We start from the raw sequence: 17515 nt of genomic DNA, 5'->3' as shown, positions 1-17515 counted from the left end.
AATGCAAATCCTATTTGTTGCATAGGAATCACATTTTTTGTGAAGTTTTTCATATTATTACTATGCGCAAAAAAGGAAGTTCAAATTCGAACTTCCTTTTCTTTATCGGCAAATATCAAATTTTTTTTGATACAGCCCCTTCATATTAAATATTATAAGTTTGTATATAAAAAAGAATTAACATAGGTATAAGATATTATGCAATACCAAGAAATTTAATTTCTTGGTATGATTATTTACGAAATTTAATTTCTTTGATATACTAAAAATATACTAAATGATGAAAGGAAATTTCATATGGAAAATAAAACAATTAGGGATAGAATTTTTGCTGAGTATAATAATTTCTTTGATGCAGAAAAGAAAATTGCAAATTATATTTTAAATAATTCTTCTAAAGTAGTTGAATTAACAATTGCAGAATTAGCTGAAGCAGCAGGTACTAGTGAGGCAACTGTTTCTAGGTTTTGTAAAAAGTGTAATGTGAAGGGGTTTCATCATCTAAAGATTACTCTTGCAAAAGAATTAGTTAAAGGTTGTGAATCAGAAGTAACTGCTTCTGGAGATGTTAACCAAAATAATATCAAGAAATCATTACAGAACATTTTAGCTAATAAAGTAGAGGAATTAAGCCAAACTGTATCTATGATAGATGAAGAGAATTTACTCAGAATTATAAAGTTGATAAGTGGAGCCAGAAGTATTCAATTTGCAGCGGTAGGTAATACAATACCAGTTGCAATGGATGGAAGTTATAAATTTAATCAAATTGGCATACCAGCAGTAGCTAATACAATTTGGGAAACACAAATTGCATATACTTATAATTTAACAAAAGAAGATGTTGTGATAGTAATTTCTAATTCAGGAGCATCTAAAAGATTATTAAATGTAGCAGAAGTAGCTCATAAAAAAGAAGCTAAAGTAATATCGATTACTAATAGTGCTAATTCACCATTAGCTAAAATAAGTGATTATCATATCACAACGGCTACTAGAGAAAAATTGTTTTTAGATGAATATTATTTTTCAAGAATATCAGCTATGACAGTAATAGAAATACTATACTTATTCCTGACTGTAGGAAAAGAGGATGTCTATGATAACTTAAGTAGGCATGAACAATCAATTGCTGATGATAAGCTGTAAATAGGAGAGATGAAAAGTGAAAAGAAGATGTGCAAAGGAAGCTTTAAAGTATATAAAAGATAATATGACAATAGGACTTGGAGGGGGAAGTACTATAGGATATTTGATTTCTTATATAAAGGAATCTGGATTAAATGTAAAAGTAGTTACTCCATCTTTTAAGACAGCAAGTCTTTGTATAGAAAATAGTATTCAAGTTCTACCAACTTGGTCAATTAGTAGTGTAGATATTGCATTTGATGGATGTGATGAAGTAGATGAAGAGTTAAATGCGTTAAAAAGTGGTGGTGGAATTCATACTAAAGAAAAGATTATTGCAAGTATGGCCAAAGAGTATGTTCTCCTTGTAGATGAAAGTAAGGTTGTAAAGAGATTAGAATTTAATCATCCTGTAGTCTTAGAAATAATCCCTGAAAGTAAGAGTTATGTAGAATCGGTAATAAGAGATTTAGGCGGAATACCTAAAATGAGAAGTAGTGTAGCAAAGGATGGAATCACAATATCAGATAATGGATTATTCTTAATTGATGCTTTTTTTGATAAAGATAAAATTAGCAGTATAGAAAAATTAAATGAAGATTTAAATTCAATTGTAGGTGTTGTAGATACGTCATTATTTTATAAGATTGCTACTAAAGTAATAGTAGTCAGTGATACAGAAATAAAAATAATTGAAAGAGAGGTAAATTAATATGGAAAGTATGGTTAGAAAATTAGCTAATGGAGTTGATGTACCTTCAATTGGTTTTGGGACATATAAGCTTGGAGAAGAACAAGAGGTAATAGATAAAGTCAAGCTAGCACTTAATCTTGGATATAGACAGATTGATACAGCTTCTTTTTATGGAAATGAAGAAGGTGTTGGTAAAGGAATAGCTGAAAGTGGCATTGATAGAAAAGATATATTTCTTGTGACTAAGCTTTGGAATGATGACCATGGTTATGAGGAAACAATTAATGCATTCAATAAGTCTATAAAAAAACTTGGTGTAGATTACTTAGATTTATATTTAATTCATTGGCCTAATAAATTAAATAGTGAAACTTGGAGAGCTTTTGAAGATCTTTATAAAGAAGGAAAAGTAAGAGCAATAGGAGTATGTAATTTTAAGATAGGTCATTTAGAAGAATTAAAGAAGACAGCTAAAATTATGCCTATGGTAAATCAAATAGAGATACATCCTTGCAAAACTCAGAAGGAAACAATTGAGTACTGTAATGAAAATAATATTCAGGTAGTTGCATGGGGACCTATAATGAGAGGGAAAATATTATCTTTACCATTAATGTTAGAGTTATCAGAAAAATATAATAAAAGTATAGCTCAGATTACTTTAAGGTGGCACATACAAAATGGAGTAATTCCAATACCAAAATCATCAAATGAAGAAAGAATAAAAGCTAATATAGATATATTTGATTTTGATATATCAAGTGAAGATATTAAAAAGATTGATGAATTAAATGTTAATGAAGATATATCAGGTGTTCCTGCTAATACAACATACTTAGATGTATAATACTGCATAATGAAAGAAATCCCCAAATCATTAAAATAAATGATTTGGGGATAGATATTTAAAACTATATTTTAGGGGTTAAAATTATAGCTTTTAACTATTTTAAAGAGTTAACATAATCTACAGCGCTCATACCAGCTATTCTACCAGAAGTATAAGCAAATCCAGATGCTAATCCTTCATATGGAGGGTATCCAACACCAGTGTAGTATCCACCAGCAGTTGCTCCAGCTGCATATAATCCAGGGATGAACTCGTAGTTAGTGTTCATAACTTGCATGTTTTCATCAACTTTAACTCCACCGATAGTTCCAAGGAATACACCTCTTACATCAAAAGCATAGAAGTTACCTGATTCTACAGAGTAAGCTAATGATTCACTTGCTTTACCGAAATCAGTATCTTTACCGTTTTTAACCATAGTGTTATATCTTTCAACAGTAGCTTTTAAATCTTCAGCATCCATACCAGCTTTTTCAGCTAATTCTTCTAAAGTAGCACCTTTAAATGCAGTACCAGCTTCAACAGATGCATCTGCTAATGCAACGAAATCATCAAGATCCATTTTTGCACCAGGACCAGCTTGAGAAACTGTTAATTTAGTTCCTTCAGAGAAAGATTTTAATGTAGCTTCATCTACTATGATGTAGTATTTTCCACCAACAGTGTAAGCAGCGTTTGCCCAGAATGCTGTATCATAAACAACATCTTCGTTAGTGAAACGGCTACCAGTTTGGTCTACCCATAATAATGGAGTATTTAATACTTGAGTTAAGCTTGTATCAGAGAAACCAGCAAGGTTTTCACCAGCTGAATCTTGTTTAACTTCTGATTCTGCAAATTGACAAGCATGTAAAAGTGGAGTTGCATCTAGGTCGTATCCACCAACAGCTTCGATAGCTTCTATACCTTCTCCAGCATTTGGCATACCAAGAGAGTTAAATAAATCAGATTTTAAAGCTTCAGCAGTTTTTTCAGCATCAGCACCGTATCCACCAGTACAGATGATAGTTGCTTTAGCGTTAACTGTTAAAGTACCACCATCAGCTTTAGTAGCTGTTATACCTGTAACAACACCTTCGTCATTCTTGATTATAGTTTCAAGAGAAGTATTGTAACGTACATCAGCACCCATGTTATCTAAATTAGCATACATATTTTCATATGCTACGGCATTATCTTTATATTTGTGATAAGTTTTCCACTTATAAACGTCATCTTCGTGAGCTAATTGAGTTGTAGTTTCTGGAATGTAGAAATCAACTCCATATCCTTGTAACCATTCAACTGTATCACCAGCGTTTTCAACAATCTTTCTTACGATTGTACCGTTTGATAAGTATTGGTTAAATTCCATTAAATTTTGAACTGCTTTATCTACAGAAAGATCATATCCATCTTCTTTTAAAAGCTCTGTATCAACAGCGAAGAATCCAGAAGATATTTTTGTATTACCACCAGCTGAAGCAGTTTTCTCTATAACCATTACGTTAAGTCCAGCTTCGGCAGCAGCTAAAGCAGCAGCAGTACCAGAACCACCAGCACCAACTACAACAACGTCAACAGTAGCTTCTTCATTTTCACCTTTCTTAGCAGTTTCAGCATTTTTTAATGCATCTATATCAGCACCAGCTTCAGTTAAAGCGTTAGTTATTGCTGTAATTACAGCTGTGCTTGTAACAGTTGCACCACTTACTGTATCAACAGCTAAGCTTTGATTATTTACTATAGTTTCTGCTAATTGAGGAGCAGCTTTACCACCGATATCAGGAGTTTCAGAGTCAGCAGTAACATCAATACTTTCGATGCTTCCATCTTCAGCAATAGTTACATTAACTGTAACATCTCCACCAAATCCTTTTTCAGTTGCTGTATAAGTACCAGCTTTTGCAGTTGATTTAGAACCAGTATTATTTGAGCTACAACCAACAAAAAGGCTTGTACTCATAGCAAAAACTAAAGCTGTTGCTAATAGCATACTTAATTTTTTTCTTATCATTTTAGTGTTTCCCCCATTCATTGTTATATCTTTAACTAACAAGAAAAAGTATAACAGTATAAAAAAGTTAAAAGAAGATGATGCATTTTGCAGAAAAAGTGGTTTATTTTAAGAATTGAAAGATGTGATATTTTAATAATATTCTAATTATGTTATGGTAATAAAATGATTAAGGTAATATTAAGTTAATAAAAATATAATAGATTTTATATAGCTAAGAATAAAACTTTTATATAGAAAGCGGTAATGAAAACTATGGAAGTTAAAAGTGTTTTAAATAAAATAAGAAATAAAAAAGAAAATAAAAATGGAATTTATAATATAAGATTAATTGAAGGTGAAGAAGGTATATTATCAAATGAAAAAGGAAATATAATTTTGATAGTAGTTTTTGGACAAGGAAGTATAACTATAGATTCTAAAGTTATTAACTTGTTTAGTGGTAATATTATATTACTGAAGCAAGTAGGGGAAATAAAATATAATATTAAAGATAAGAATGAGATTTGCTTTGTAAAGTTAAAGAAAGAGTTTATAACTACTCAATTAATAGCGCAAATGGCAGATTGTCCAATATTATATGATTTTTTAAGATTAGATACATCTCAAATGGAATATTTGCTATTTGATATAACTATGCAAGAGGTAGTTAAGACATATTTAAATATATTATTATATGAGCTAAGTAGTAACGATGAAGAAAATTATAAATTAGTAAAAGCTTCTTTGATTTTATTTTTAACTAATTTACATAAGGTCCATCAAGAGGCACTAATAATAAGTGAGTCTAGTATGATGAAGGATTATGATATTGGAAAGTGGCTTAAGTATATGGTAGATAATTATTCAACAGTAACTCTTAGGTCTATGGCAGAACATTTTAATTTTAATCCCACATATTTTTCGGTAAGATTTAAAGTATTAGCTAATTGCCAATTTTCTGAAAAGCTATTAGAAATAAAGTTGGAAAAAGCTAGATGGTTGTTAGTTACTACAAATTTGACTGTACAAAATATCGTTGAAATGATTGGTTTTAAAGAAAAAAGTTATTTTTATAGAGTATTTAAAAAACAATATAAGATGACTCCACTTCAATATCGAAAGCATTATAAATTAGCTTATGAAAAATAAGTTGAAGTAATTTAAGAGAGGAGAATTTTGATGAATAATAAGAAAAGCATTTTTAAAATATTAAGTAGTTTTTTTATGATATTTGTATTAGTTGGGTGTGGGAAAAATAAAGAAAATAGTTTATCCAATATATCTAGTAAAGCAGAAAATGTTAATGTTTCATACATAAACGTAGGTAAAGGAGATGCTATTTTAGTTCAAATTGATGATAAGAATTATCTTATAGATACTGGACTAGAGGAAAATTCAGAAATGCTTCTAGAGGGCCTTAAAGCAAAAGATGTAGATACTTTAGATGGAGTATTTTTAACTCATACACATAAAGATCATATTGGTGGTATGGAAGCAGTTGCAGCAGCTTATGATATAGAGATGATGTACAGAGCAGAAATATCTGAAAATAAAAAGAATGGTGAAAATAAAATAGATAATTTATCAGAGGATCTTTATCTACCAATAACAAAATTAAATGCCGGAGATAAGGTTAAGATTACAGATGATATTTATTTTGATGTAATTGGACCTTTTGTGTTAAATGAAGATGACGATAACGATAATTCACTTGTAATGAAGCTTGTAGTAAATGGGAAGACTTTCTTGTTTACTGGAGATATGCAGTTTGCAGAGGAAAAGACACTTATGGATGCTGGGGTAGATCTTTCTAGTGATATATTAAAGGTTGGAAATCATGGAAATAAGGATGCTACATCAGATGAATTTGCAATAGCTGTTTCTCCAAAGTATTCAGTTATTACAACAGATACTACAGTAGATACTAATTCTGCTAGTAAGAGAGTTAGAAAAGCATTAAGTACTTCAGAGATTTATATAACTGAAAATTATGATAGAGGAATAACATTTACAGTTTTACAAGATGGAACAATAGAGATAGCAGAGTTTTAATAGAGAAGTCGCATTAAAGGTGCGACTTCTTTTTTGAATAAAATTAGGTATTAAAACATAAAATATTTAAAAGATATATTTACAAAATATTGTAAAAGTGATAATATTAGTTTTAATATTTATAGGCAAGGAAAGGGAAGAGTACTATAGAGTACAGTTTGAAGAGAGAGAATGTCGCCGGCTGTAAGCATTCTTAAATATGACTATAAGAAAACTACCCTGGAGCTATGGTTTAGTAGTCTAAAGGTGAAATATCATCGGTGAAAATCGTTAAATTTTAAGAGATGAATTGAATTGTAGTAATTCAATTTGGGTGGAACCACGTATGTAAACATTCGTCCCAAGGTTAGGGATGGATGTTTTTTTATTTTAAATTAATATAGGAATCACCTTCTCCTAGAATCGAAGGTGTAAGTTCGATTAAACAAATTACATGTGCGCCCTGTGGGCGAAATTTTTAATCTCACTTAAGGAGGTAGAGGTATGATTAACGTAAAATTAAAAGATGGATCAGTAAGAGAAGTCCAAGAAGGTTCTAATATTTATGAACTTGCAAAATCACTAAGCAAGAATCTATCTAAATCAGCAGTGGTAGGTGAAGTAAATGGAACCTTAGTTGATTTAAGTTATAAGTTAAAAAATAATGATGAGGTAAATATTTTAACATTTGAAGATGAGAAAGCAGTTGAAGTTATGAGACATTCTACTTCACATGTTATGGCTCAAGCAGTTAAGAGAGTATTTAAGAATGTAAAATTAGCAATAGGGCCATCAATAGATAATGGGTTTTATTATGATTTTGATATAGAAGAACCGTTAACAGCAGAAGATTTAAATAAAATTGAAAAAGAAATTAATAATATTATTTCTGAAAACCTAAATTTTGAAAGAGTGGATATATCAAGAGAAGAAGCTTTAAAGCTTATGAAAGACAGAGGTGAAGATTATAAGGTAGAACTTATAAGTGATTTACCAGAGGGAGAAAAAATATCTTTATATAAGCAAGGTGAATTTATTGACCTTTGTAGAGGGCCTCATATTTATTCAACTAAGTATATAAAAGCATTTAAATTAACTTCCGTAGCAGGTGCTTATTGGAGAGGAAATGAAAAAAATAAAATGCTTCAAAGGGTTTATGGTGTGGCCTTTGCAAGCAAAGATGAGCTAAAAACTTATCTTCATAATTTAGAGGAAGCAAAAAAGAGAGATCATAGAAAGTTAGGTAAAGACTTAAAACTGTTTACTTTTGTAGAAGAGGGGCCAGGATTCCCATTTTTCTTACCTAAAGGAGTTGTTTTAAAAAATACTTTAATAAATTATTGGAGAGAAGTTCATCAAAAAGCTGGATATGTAGAAATTGAAACTCCAATAATGTTAAATAAGAAGCTTTGGGAAACATCAGGACATTGGTATCACTATAAGGAAAATATGTACACTTCAATTATTGATGAAGAAGAATTTGCATTAAAGCCGATGAATTGTCCAGGTGGAATGCTTGTTTATAAATCAGAAGTCCATTCATATAGAGATTTTCCAATGAGGTTAGGTGAACTGGGAAGAGTTCATAGACATGAACTTTCAGGTGCTTTACATGGACTTATGAGAGTTAGAGCTTTTACTCAAGATGATGCGCATATTTTTATGTTACCTGAACAAATTAAATCTGAGATAAAAGGTGTCGTAGAGCTTATTGATGAAGTATATTCAAAATTTGGATTTAAATATAATATTGAGCTTTCTACAAGGCCAGAAGACTCAATGGGAAGTGATGAAGACTGGAATATAGCTGAAGAGTCATTAAAAGGAGCTCTAGATGAATTAAATTTACCATATAAGATAAATGAAGGTGATGGAGCCTTTTATGGACCAAAGATAGATTTCCATCTTCAAGATAGCCTAGGTAGAACATGGCAATGTGGAACAATACAATTAGACTTCCAGTTGCCACAAAGATTTGAACTTGATTATATAGGTAGTGATGGAGAGAAGCATAGACCTATAGTTATCCATAGAGTAATCTTTGGAAGTATAGAAAGATTTATTGGAATATTAATTGAGCATTTTGCAGGTAAATTCCCAACATGGCTTGCTCCAGTTCAAGTTAAGATTTTGCCTATATCAGATAAGTTTAATGATTATGCAAGTGAAGTAAAAAATAAATTATTAGATAATGGCATAAGAGTTGAAGAGGATTTACGTGCTGAAAAAATAGGTTATAAGATAAGAGAAGCAAGAAATGAAAGAGTACCATATATAGTTATAGTTGGAGAAAAAGAAGTAGAAAATCAAAATATAGCTTTAAGAAGCAGAAAAAATGGAGATGAAGGTTCTGTAGAATTAGATGGATTCATAGATAGGATTAGAAATGAAATAAAATCATATGATATGGGTTAAAGTTTTAGAGATTAGTTAATGAGATATATATGTAAGTATACTATATGCATAAAATATATAATGGATTATAAAGTCAAGAATTCAGTATAAAGTTATTGTATTTGCATATATTGTAATTGAATTATTAAAGTTAATTCAAGGGAGGAGTTAGAATGAAGCTATTTATAGATACGGCTATAGTTGAAGAGATTAAAAAAGCTAATGATATGGGAGTTATATGTGGAGTAACTACAAATCCATCCTTAATTGCAAAATCAGGAAGAGATTTTAAAGAGGTTATTACAGAAATAACAAATATAGTTGATGGACCTATTAGTGCTGAAGTTGTAAGTACAGAAGCAGAAGGAATGGTTAAAGAAGCAGATGAACTTGTAAAAATTCATAAAAATATAGTAATTAAGATTCCAATGACTGAAGAGGGGTTAAAGGCTACAAAAATATTATCATCTAAAGGTATAAAGACAAATGTGACCCTTATATTTTCAGCAGCACAAGCGTTACTTGCTGCAAGAGCTGGAGCCACTTATGTAAGCCCTTTTTTAGGTAGATTAGATGATATAGGCATGGATGGAATTGAATTAATAAAAGAAATTGTTGAGATATTTGAGATACATGATATAAGAACAGAAATAATTGCTGCAAGTATAAGAAGTCCAATTCATGTTACTAAAGCAGCGAGATGTGGAGCTCATATAGCAACAGTTCCTTATAAAGTAATAATTCAAATGGCTAAGCATCCATTAACTGATATAGGAATAGAAAAATTTTTAAAGGATTGGGAAGCTGTTCCTAAAAAATAATAAAATTATAAAAAGAAGCTAAAAGGTAGATAAACTTTTGGCTTCTTTTTATAACTGGAAAGTAAGTGCTTATTTTGCTTTATTTATAATATCTATAAATTCATTAGCGGAATCTATTAAGTATCTGCCTTTATAATAATCCAGTTTTATATCTTCAAAATTAGATGATTCATGAACTACATTAGGTCTTTCTTCAAAAGTACCTAAAATGTTAAATTCTTTATCTAAAACTACTATTACAGGAAATTTCATGTTTTCAACATTTAAAATAGGAAATAAGAACTTTTTACCTCTGCCCATCGATATTACAGACATATCAAAATTACTATTAATCTCTGTAAACTTCTTTAAAACTGTGGCATTTAATTGGAAATCTGGACACCAAATCTCACCTGCAATTAGAAAGTTAATTTCTTTATCAAAGCTAGCTAAAAAATTAACCATATCTTCTGTAAAATTAATTCTCGAATAATTTTTAGGTATTCTAGCTCTTTCGCCTTTTGTACCTTGACCAACTGCTGATTCAAAAGTAGTGCCAACCTCATATAATTCTCTAATATTCATTTCAACCATAGTAAAACCTCATTTATTATTTTTTATTTGAAACACACTACTCGCATACGTTCGTAGCTTTACACTTATAGTATTTCTAATATTTCAACCGAATAGTTTTCAGCAGGAGCATTTACTTCAACAATATCTCCAACCTTTTTTCCAGCTAGTGCTTTTCCTAAATCAGATTCTATACTTATAAGCATATCTTCAGGATTAGCATCAAGAGTAGTAGTAAGAGTTATTGTATCTTCGTCGTCAAATTCGATAAATCTAATTCTTGCTTTACTGTTTATACCTAATACTGATTTGTCTAATGAAGAATCATCAACTACTGTTGCTGTAGAAATCATAGTTAATAAGTATTGTATTCTGTTGTCATTTTCTCTATAGTTTTCACAAGCAGCTTTATATTCAGCGTTTTCTGAACGGTCACCATGAGCTGCAGCAATAAGTTTATCTTTAGCTATTTCAGCTCTCTTTACAGTCATTCTATAATCTAACTCTTCTCTTAATTTTTTAATATTTTCTTCAGTCAATATATTATTCATAAAAAATACCTCTCAAAATAAAAATCATTATCTTAATATTATATAATATATAGAAAAAATTTAAAGTGTAATTCAATATAATTTAAGAAAAGGAATATATAAATTGATATTGTAAAAAATACAAATATTATTTAAAAACATATTGATTTCGTTCGTAAAATGTAATATAATAAAACCGAACAAAATTTAAATAAAGATTAAAAATATTCGCTTATATATTTCTGGTAATAAGGTCTAGATGTTTCTACTCAGCTACCGTAAAAAGCTGAACTATAAGCTAGTTGGAGGTATTTTATGATGAATTATGATGTAATAATTGTAGGAGCAGGTCCATCTGGAATTTTCACAGCATTAGAAGCGAAAACATTAAACCCAGAAAAGAATATTTTACTTATTGAGGCGGGAAGAAGAATAGATAAAAGATCTTGTCCTAAAGAAAAAACTAATGTATGTGTGTCATGTAAGCCTTACTGTCATATAACTACTGGTTTTTCAGGAGCAGGTGCTTTCTCTGATGGAAAGCTTTCATTAAACTATGAGGTAGGTGGAGATTTGCCAGAGCTTATGGGACCAAGCCTAGTTCAAGAGTTTATTGATTATACTGATAAAATATATTTAGATTTTGGTGCAGATACTAAAGTTGAAGGTGTAGGGAATAACGAAGCAGTAAAAGAAATAAGAAGAAAAGCTATTAAAGGTAACTTAAAGCTTGTAGATTGTCCTATAAGACATTTAGGTACTGAAATGGCACAACAAATATATTTAAAGATTCAAAATCACCTTTTAGAATTAGGTGTTGAAATAAAATTTGATACAGTTGCTAAGAATTTAATAGTAGAAGACAATGCTATTAAAGGTGTATTAATAGCTGATTCAAGAACTAAAAAGATAGAAGAAAAAGTTTATGCAGATAAAGTAGTAGTGGCTACAGGTAGAAAAGGTGCTGATTGGTTAAAGGATATGTGTTTAGAACATAATATTGATCATAGAGCAGGAACTGTTGATATCGGAGTTAGAGTTGAGCTTAGAAATGAAGTTATGGAAAGTGTAAATGATGTTTTATACGAATCAAAGCTTATTGGTTACCCAGCTCCATTCCACGATAAGGTAAGAACTTTCTGTCAAAACCCAGGTGGATTTGTTAGCCAAGAAAACTACGATAATGATTTAGCTATAGTAAATGGACATTCATATAAAAATAAAAAGTCAGAAAATACTAACTTAGCAATATTAAGTTCTCACAATTTCTGTGAGCCATTCAATAAACCTATAGAATATGGTAAGAAGGTTGCTGAACTTGTAAATATGCTTGGAAATGGAAGTATTATCGTTCAAAGATATGGTGATATTTTAGACGGTAAGAGAACATGGGAGCATGAGTTATATCAATCAAATATAAAACATACTCTTCCAGATGCTGAAGCAGGAGATTTAACTTCAGCTATACCATATAGAACAATGACTAATATTTTAAACTTTATAGAATCTATGGATGTTGTAGTTCCTGGATTTGCAAGTAGAGAAACTCTTCTTTACGGACCAGAGATTAAATTTTATAGTAATAAAATAGAACTTGATAAGAATTTTGAAACTAATATAAAAGGATTATATTGTTTAGGGGATTCTTCAGGTTGGACAAGAGGTCTAATGATGGCTTCAGCTATGGGAGTTATGATGGGAAGAAACTTAGCAAATAGTTAAGATATAAAAGTTAATGTTAAGAAGGAAACTGATGTGTTTCTGAAAATATAATGATTTAAAGTCAGCTTTAGCTGGCTTTTTTCATTAGTAAGTCTGTGTAAATTCTAAAGTTTGAATTTGTATCTTTATTTGTAGAATAAATTTAATAAAAAATAAAGACGGCTATACACAGTCTTTATTTTATATATTTGTATATTATTTAATGGGTAAACTATTTAGTATAATTATCAAAGTAACCTTGGATGAAGATGATTGGTGTTCCCTTATCTCCACTACCAGAAGTTAAATCTGATAATGAGCCTATAAGGTCAGTAAGTCTTCTAGGAGTAGTTCCTTGAGAAACCATGTTACCAGTTAAATCAGCATCTTTATTTTCAATATATTCAGAGATAGCTTTCTTTAATTCTTCACCTTCTAGGTTAGCAAAGTTATTATCTGCAAGATATTTAATTTTTACTTCGTTTGGTGTTCCTTCTAATCCAGAAGTATAAGCAGGAGAAACAACAGGGTCAGCTAGTTCCCAAATCTTACCTACTGGGTCTTTGAATGCACCATCTCCGTAAATCATAACTTCAATATTTTTACCAGTCTTTTCATATAAAATAGCTTGTATATTATCTACTACTAATTGACAGTTAGTTGGGAAAAGTTTAACTGTTTCTTCTGTTGATTTATTAGAGCCAAGTAAACCATAAGTTTTATTACAACCACTGCCGTCTATAGATTCAGTCATTATATCATCTAGTCCATAAACTTTTTCAGCACCATTAGCTCTTAATAATCTCTTAGTTCTAAATCTTGAGTGAATATCACAAGTAAGAACGCTCTTAGTGTAATTTAATATAGTTCTACAGTCATTCGAGAAAATAACTTCACACTCTATTCCGTATTCTTCTATAAGTGATTTGTAGTATTCTATGTAATCAACACCAGTAAAAGTATGTTTATTATATCCGAAAAGGTTACGGAATTCAGCTTCTGTTAAAACATCAGTCCAAGGGTTAATTCCTTTTTCATCTAAAAGATCTAAATCGACTAAGTGATTACCAACCTCATCTGAAGGATAGCTTAACATTAGAACTATTTTTTTAGCAGCGCCTTTAGCAATACCTCTTAAACATATGGCAAATCTATTACGACTTAAGATAGGGAATATAACACCTATTGTATCTTCACCGAATTTAGAACTAACATCTTGTCCTATTTGATCGATTGTAGCGTAGTTTCCTTGAGCACGTGCAACTATTGATTCTGTTACTGTTACTATATCTTTATCATTTAAAGTTAAGTTTTCTGTTTCAACTGCTTTTAAAACTGAATCAACAACTATTTGTTCAATATTATCTCCTTCTTTGACAATTGGACATCTAAGACCTCTAACAACTGTTCCTATAACTCTTTCCAAAATAATCTCTCCCTTATGTAAAATTTAAAAAAATTTTCTATACCTGTAATATACTATTAGATATAATATAAGTAAAATAAATAGTTTGTATATTTAATATAAGGAGTACTTATATGATAGGTAAATTAGACTTATATAGAGTTTTTAGACAGGTGGGGAAGAGTGGTAGTTTTTCAAAGGCGGCAGAAGAACTATATATGACTCAACCAGCTGTTAGTCAATCAATAATGCAATTAGAAAGTGAATTGAATATTCGTCTTTTTAATAGAACTCGTAAAGGAGTAACTTTTACTACTGAAGGAGAGAATCTTTTTGATTATGTAAATTCAGCAATAACTCTTATTGAAGCAGGGGAAGAGAAGATATTTGAATTTAAAAATCTTTCTACAGGAGAATTAAAGATAGGAGTAGGTGATACAATATCAAAGCATTACTTAATACCTTTCTTAGAAAAGTTTCATAATAAATATCCAAATATAAAATTAAGGATTATTAATAGCACAACAACCGAGCTTTGTTCATATATAAAGTCTGGTGATATAGATATTGCAATTTGTAACTTTCCTATAGATGATTCTTCATTAGAATTAATACCTTGTGCTGAAATACAAGATATATTTGTTTGTGGAGAAAAGTATAAAAAGTTGATAAGTGATAAAGTTTCTTATGAAGAATTAACAAAATTACCTTTAATATTCTTAGAAAAGTCATCAAACTCAAGAAAATATGTAGAGAGTTTTATGAATTCAAAAGGTGTAAATTTATCACCGGATTTTGAATTAGGGTCGTATGATTTACTTTTAGAGTTTGCAAAAATAAATTTAGGAATTGCTTGCGTAATTAAAGAGTTTTCTGAGGAATATTTAGAAAAAAATTATTTATACGAAATTGATACTATAGAGAAGATTCCTAAAAGAAGCATAGGTGCATGTTATTTGAAGAAAGTACCATTATCATTAGGAGCAATAGAATTTTTAAAAATAATAAAAGAATAAGATTTAATAAAAAATATACTAATAAAAATGTATTAAAGGTAAAGTTAAAAAATAGAATTAAGTATCGAAAAGTTTTTATAAACTAGTAAATTATATTATTTATGAGGAGTGTACTTAATGACTATTTCTTTGGCAGAGTTTATATATGAGTTAACACATAATCTACCTTTATTAATAACGGTAATTTTAACCTTAGGAGTTATAATGGTAAATGGGTGGACAGATGCACCTAATGCTATTGCAACATGTGTATCAACAAGGGCTATTACACCGAGAGCAGCTATAATGATGGCTGCTGTATTTAACTTCTTAGGGGTATTTATAATGACCATTATAAATGCAAATGTAGCTGAAACTATATATAATATGGTTGATTTTGGTGGGGATCCAGCAGAATCATTAGTTGCATTATGTGCTGCTTTATTTGCAATTGTGTTATGGGCTACAGCTGCATGGTATTTTGGAATTCCTACAAGTGAAAGTCATGCTTTAATAGCTGGGATATCAGGAGCAGCGATAGCACTTCAAGGTGGACTTAAAGGGATTAATGGAGGCGAGTGGATTAAGGTTATTTATGGCTTGATATTATCTACAATATTAGGTTTTCTCTTAGGGTGGATTACAGTAAAGATAGTAGAGTTTCTATTTAAGGGCTTTGATAGACGAAAAACTAGTGAGTTTTTCCAAGATGCTCAGGTAGTAGGGGGAGCAGCTATGGCGTTTATGCATGGAGCTCAAGATGGACAAAAATTTATGGGGGTATTTATGCTAGGAATGTTTTTAGCAAAAGGGCAATCTGATGTTAGTAATTTCGTCATTCCGGTATGGCTTATGGTATTAAGTTCAGCTGTTATGGCTCTTGGAACTTCTATTGGTGGATATAAGATTATAAAAGCTGTTGGTATGGACATGGTTAAACTTGAAAAGTATCAAGGTTTTTCAGCAGATTTAGCTGGTGCAGGATGTCTTTTGATTTCTTCAGTAGTAGGTATGCCTGTAAGTACTACTCATACTAAGACTACAGCAATAATGGGTGTTGGTGCAGCTAAGAGATTAAGTTCTGTAAATTGGGGTGTAGTTAAAGAAATGGTATTAACATGGATTCTTACATTTCCAGGTTGCGGAGTTATAGGATTTTTAATGGCTAAGTTATTTATTCAGATTTTCTAACAATGTATAATTTGAAACTTAAAAAGGTTGAAGGGAGTATTGATTAAATGGCAGTTAAGAAAAATAACGACTATTTTGAAATGCTGGTAGATTTGATAGGATATTCATGTGAAGCTGCTTCGTTATTAGATAATACCATAAGTAATTTTAGAATGAGCCAAATAGATAGTAGGATAAAAGATATGCATAAAATTGAACATAATGCAGATATAAAAAAACATGAGATGATTAATAAGCTATCAAAAGAATTTATAACTCCTATTGAGAGAGGCGATATTATAGAACTTGCCAATGAGATAGATAATGTAACTGATGCTATAGAAGATGTTTTAGTTAGAATTTATATGTTTAATATTAGTGTTATGAGGGAAGAAGCAGTTGAATTTAGCAAGTTAATAGTGAAGATATGTAATGAAACTAGTGCTTTGATTAAAGAGTTCCGAAACTTTAAAAAATCATCTGAAATAAGAAAGCTAATAATTAATATTAGTGATTTAGAAGAAGAAGGTGATAGGATTTATACTAGAAGTATAAGAGGTTTTTATTCATCTATAATGGAACCTATTAAATTTATAACCTGGAAGGAAACTTTTGAGTATTTTGAGAAGTGTTGTGATGCTTGTGAACATGTAGCTGATGGAATCGAAAGTGTAATAATGAGAAATACTTAGAATTTACTGCGTAAAGGAGAAAGCTATTTCGTATAAAAGTCTTTTTATCTAAAGCCTAAACTTTTGTTAGTTTTAGATTATTTTATATAGTTTTTGAAAGAATATATAAAATAAAATAATCCATAATAAATAATAGGAAGGTTTAGAATTTAAAGTGAAAAAAATATAAATTTTTAAAGGATAAGGAGATTATATATGTTAAAAAAGCTTTTAATAGCACTTATAATTGTATTAAGTATGTTTAGCACTAAGGTATATTGTTCTGAAGATTTAATACCTGCTATTTCTAACACTTATACAGAGGGATTTTATAGATTTGATAATACAAAAACTGTGAATATTAATGTAACATTAACAACTGATACACTGACTAAAATGATGATTTTTGACGAGAATTTAGGATTGCAATATTTTTCAATATTGCCAGTAAAAGAAAAGTTTACATTGAGAAATATAGAGCCAAATAGAATTATTTGTATTATAGGAGAAGGGGAAGTAGCTCTAACTTTTGAATACTAGAGAAAATTAGATTTGTATATTAATAGAAGGATACCTGATGTAGGTATCCTTTAAT

Annotated in this window: 16 protein-coding genes, 1 riboswitch and 1 other annotated feature; of the genes, 12 read left to right on the top strand and 4 right to left on the bottom strand. The window is 30.0% G+C overall.

What is annotated here, in order from left to right; all coding sequences use genetic code 11:
• Positions 1-297 precede the first annotated feature (297 nt).
• Genes H8S10_RS12790 through H8S10_RS12780 form a run of 3 tightly spaced genes read left to right on the top strand, consistent with a single transcriptional unit; the run spans position 298 to position 2669 of the window.
• Positions 298-1149, top strand: a complete 852-nt coding sequence (locus tag H8S10_RS12790; protein ID WP_055263856.1) for a MurR/RpiR family transcriptional regulator — start codon at positions 298-300, stop codon at positions 1147-1149.
• A 16-nt stretch (positions 1150-1165) separates the two neighbouring features.
• Positions 1166-1840: a ribose 5-phosphate isomerase A gene (gene rpiA / locus H8S10_RS12785; RefSeq protein WP_186839144.1), complete on the top strand. Its 675-nt coding sequence runs from the start codon at positions 1166-1168 to the stop codon at positions 1838-1840.
• Position 1841: 1 nt separating this feature from the next.
• The gene (locus H8S10_RS12780) at positions 1842-2669 is read left to right on the top strand and encodes an aldo/keto reductase (protein ID WP_186839143.1); all 828 of its coding nucleotides are present in this window, start codon (positions 1842-1844) and stop codon (positions 2667-2669) included.
• A 97-nt stretch (positions 2670-2766) separates the two neighbouring features.
• Here H8S10_RS12780 and H8S10_RS12775 read toward each other — a convergent pair whose 3' ends face one another.
• Positions 2767-4668 (bottom strand): FAD-dependent oxidoreductase, encoded by a 1902-nt coding sequence (locus tag H8S10_RS12775; protein ID WP_186839142.1) that lies wholly within the window; start codon positions 4666-4668, stop codon positions 2767-2769.
• 246 nt (positions 4669-4914) lie between these two features.
• Between H8S10_RS12775 and H8S10_RS12770 the strand changes: the two genes are divergently transcribed.
• From H8S10_RS12770 to fsa, 4 genes are all read left to right on the top strand, one after another.
• A complete protein-coding gene (locus tag H8S10_RS12770; RefSeq protein WP_186839141.1) occupies positions 4915-5799 on the top strand; it encodes a response regulator transcription factor in 885 nt (294 codons plus the stop codon).
• Between the two features lie 30 nt (positions 5800-5829).
• Complete coding sequence (locus tag H8S10_RS12765; RefSeq protein ID WP_186839140.1) at positions 5830-6702, top strand: MBL fold metallo-hydrolase; 873 nt, start codon at positions 5830-5832, stop codon at positions 6700-6702.
• A 119-nt stretch (positions 6703-6821) separates the two neighbouring features.
• Positions 6822-7048 (top strand) — a binding site (T-box leader).
• A gap of 137 nt (positions 7049-7185) precedes the next feature.
• Positions 7186-9096, top strand: a complete 1911-nt coding sequence (gene thrS / locus H8S10_RS12760) for a threonine--tRNA ligase (protein ID WP_186839139.1) — start codon at positions 7186-7188, stop codon at positions 9094-9096.
• 152 nt (positions 9097-9248) lie between these two features.
• The gene (fsa, locus tag H8S10_RS12755) at positions 9249-9896 is read left to right on the top strand and encodes a fructose-6-phosphate aldolase (RefSeq protein WP_186839138.1); all 648 of its coding nucleotides are present in this window, start codon (positions 9249-9251) and stop codon (positions 9894-9896) included.
• A gap of 69 nt (positions 9897-9965) precedes the next feature.
• Here fsa and H8S10_RS12750 read toward each other — a convergent pair whose 3' ends face one another.
• Together H8S10_RS12750 and greA are read right to left on the bottom strand one after the other, a co-directional pair.
• Positions 9966-10469 carry a thioredoxin family protein gene (locus tag H8S10_RS12750; RefSeq protein ID WP_186839137.1) on the bottom strand — a complete coding sequence of 168 codons (504 nt, stop codon included), beginning with the start codon at positions 10467-10469 and terminating at the stop codon, positions 9966-9968.
• 65 nt (positions 10470-10534) lie between these two features.
• Positions 10535-10999: a transcription elongation factor GreA gene (gene greA / locus H8S10_RS12745; protein ID WP_055263840.1), complete on the bottom strand. Its 465-nt coding sequence runs from the start codon at positions 10997-10999 to the stop codon at positions 10535-10537.
• 191 nt (positions 11000-11190) lie between these two features.
• Positions 11191-11292: riboswitch (purine riboswitch) on the top strand.
• 4 nt (positions 11293-11296) lie between these two features.
• Here greA and H8S10_RS12740 point away from each other — a divergent pair.
• Positions 11297-12700 carry an FAD-dependent protein gene (locus H8S10_RS12740; protein ID WP_055263928.1) on the top strand — a complete coding sequence of 468 codons (1404 nt, stop codon included), beginning with the start codon at positions 11297-11299 and terminating at the stop codon, positions 12698-12700.
• 211 nt (positions 12701-12911) lie between these two features.
• Here the strand turns inward: H8S10_RS12740 and H8S10_RS12735 are convergent, their stop codons facing one another.
• Positions 12912-14105 (bottom strand): coenzyme F420-0:L-glutamate ligase, encoded by a 1194-nt coding sequence (locus H8S10_RS12735; RefSeq protein WP_186839136.1) that lies wholly within the window; start codon positions 14103-14105, stop codon positions 12912-12914.
• 113 nt (positions 14106-14218) lie between these two features.
• Between H8S10_RS12735 and H8S10_RS12730 the strand changes: the two genes are divergently transcribed.
• From H8S10_RS12730 to H8S10_RS12715, 4 genes are all read left to right on the top strand, one after another.
• Entirely contained in the window at positions 14219-15100 is an 882-nt protein-coding gene (locus H8S10_RS12730; RefSeq protein ID WP_186839135.1) for a LysR family transcriptional regulator, read from the top strand.
• A 117-nt stretch (positions 15101-15217) separates the two neighbouring features.
• Positions 15218-16270, top strand: a complete 1053-nt coding sequence (locus H8S10_RS12725) for an inorganic phosphate transporter (protein WP_186839134.1) — start codon at positions 15218-15220, stop codon at positions 16268-16270.
• Between the two features lie 47 nt (positions 16271-16317).
• Positions 16318-16941: a DUF47 family protein gene (locus tag H8S10_RS12720; protein WP_055263832.1), complete on the top strand. Its 624-nt coding sequence runs from the start codon at positions 16318-16320 to the stop codon at positions 16939-16941.
• Positions 16942-17136: 195 nt separating this feature from the next.
• Positions 17137-17460, top strand: a complete 324-nt coding sequence (locus H8S10_RS12715; RefSeq protein WP_055263830.1) for a hypothetical protein — start codon at positions 17137-17139, stop codon at positions 17458-17460.
• The last annotated feature ends 55 nt before the right edge of the window (positions 17461-17515 follow it).

The organism is Clostridium sp. NSJ-49 (assembly GCF_014287725.1).
Taxonomy (GTDB): domain Bacteria; phylum Bacillota; class Clostridia; order Clostridiales; family Clostridiaceae; genus Clostridium; species Clostridium disporicum_B.
Note: the sequence above shows the minus strand (reverse complement) of the source record. Positions and strands in the feature narration are given on the sequence as shown.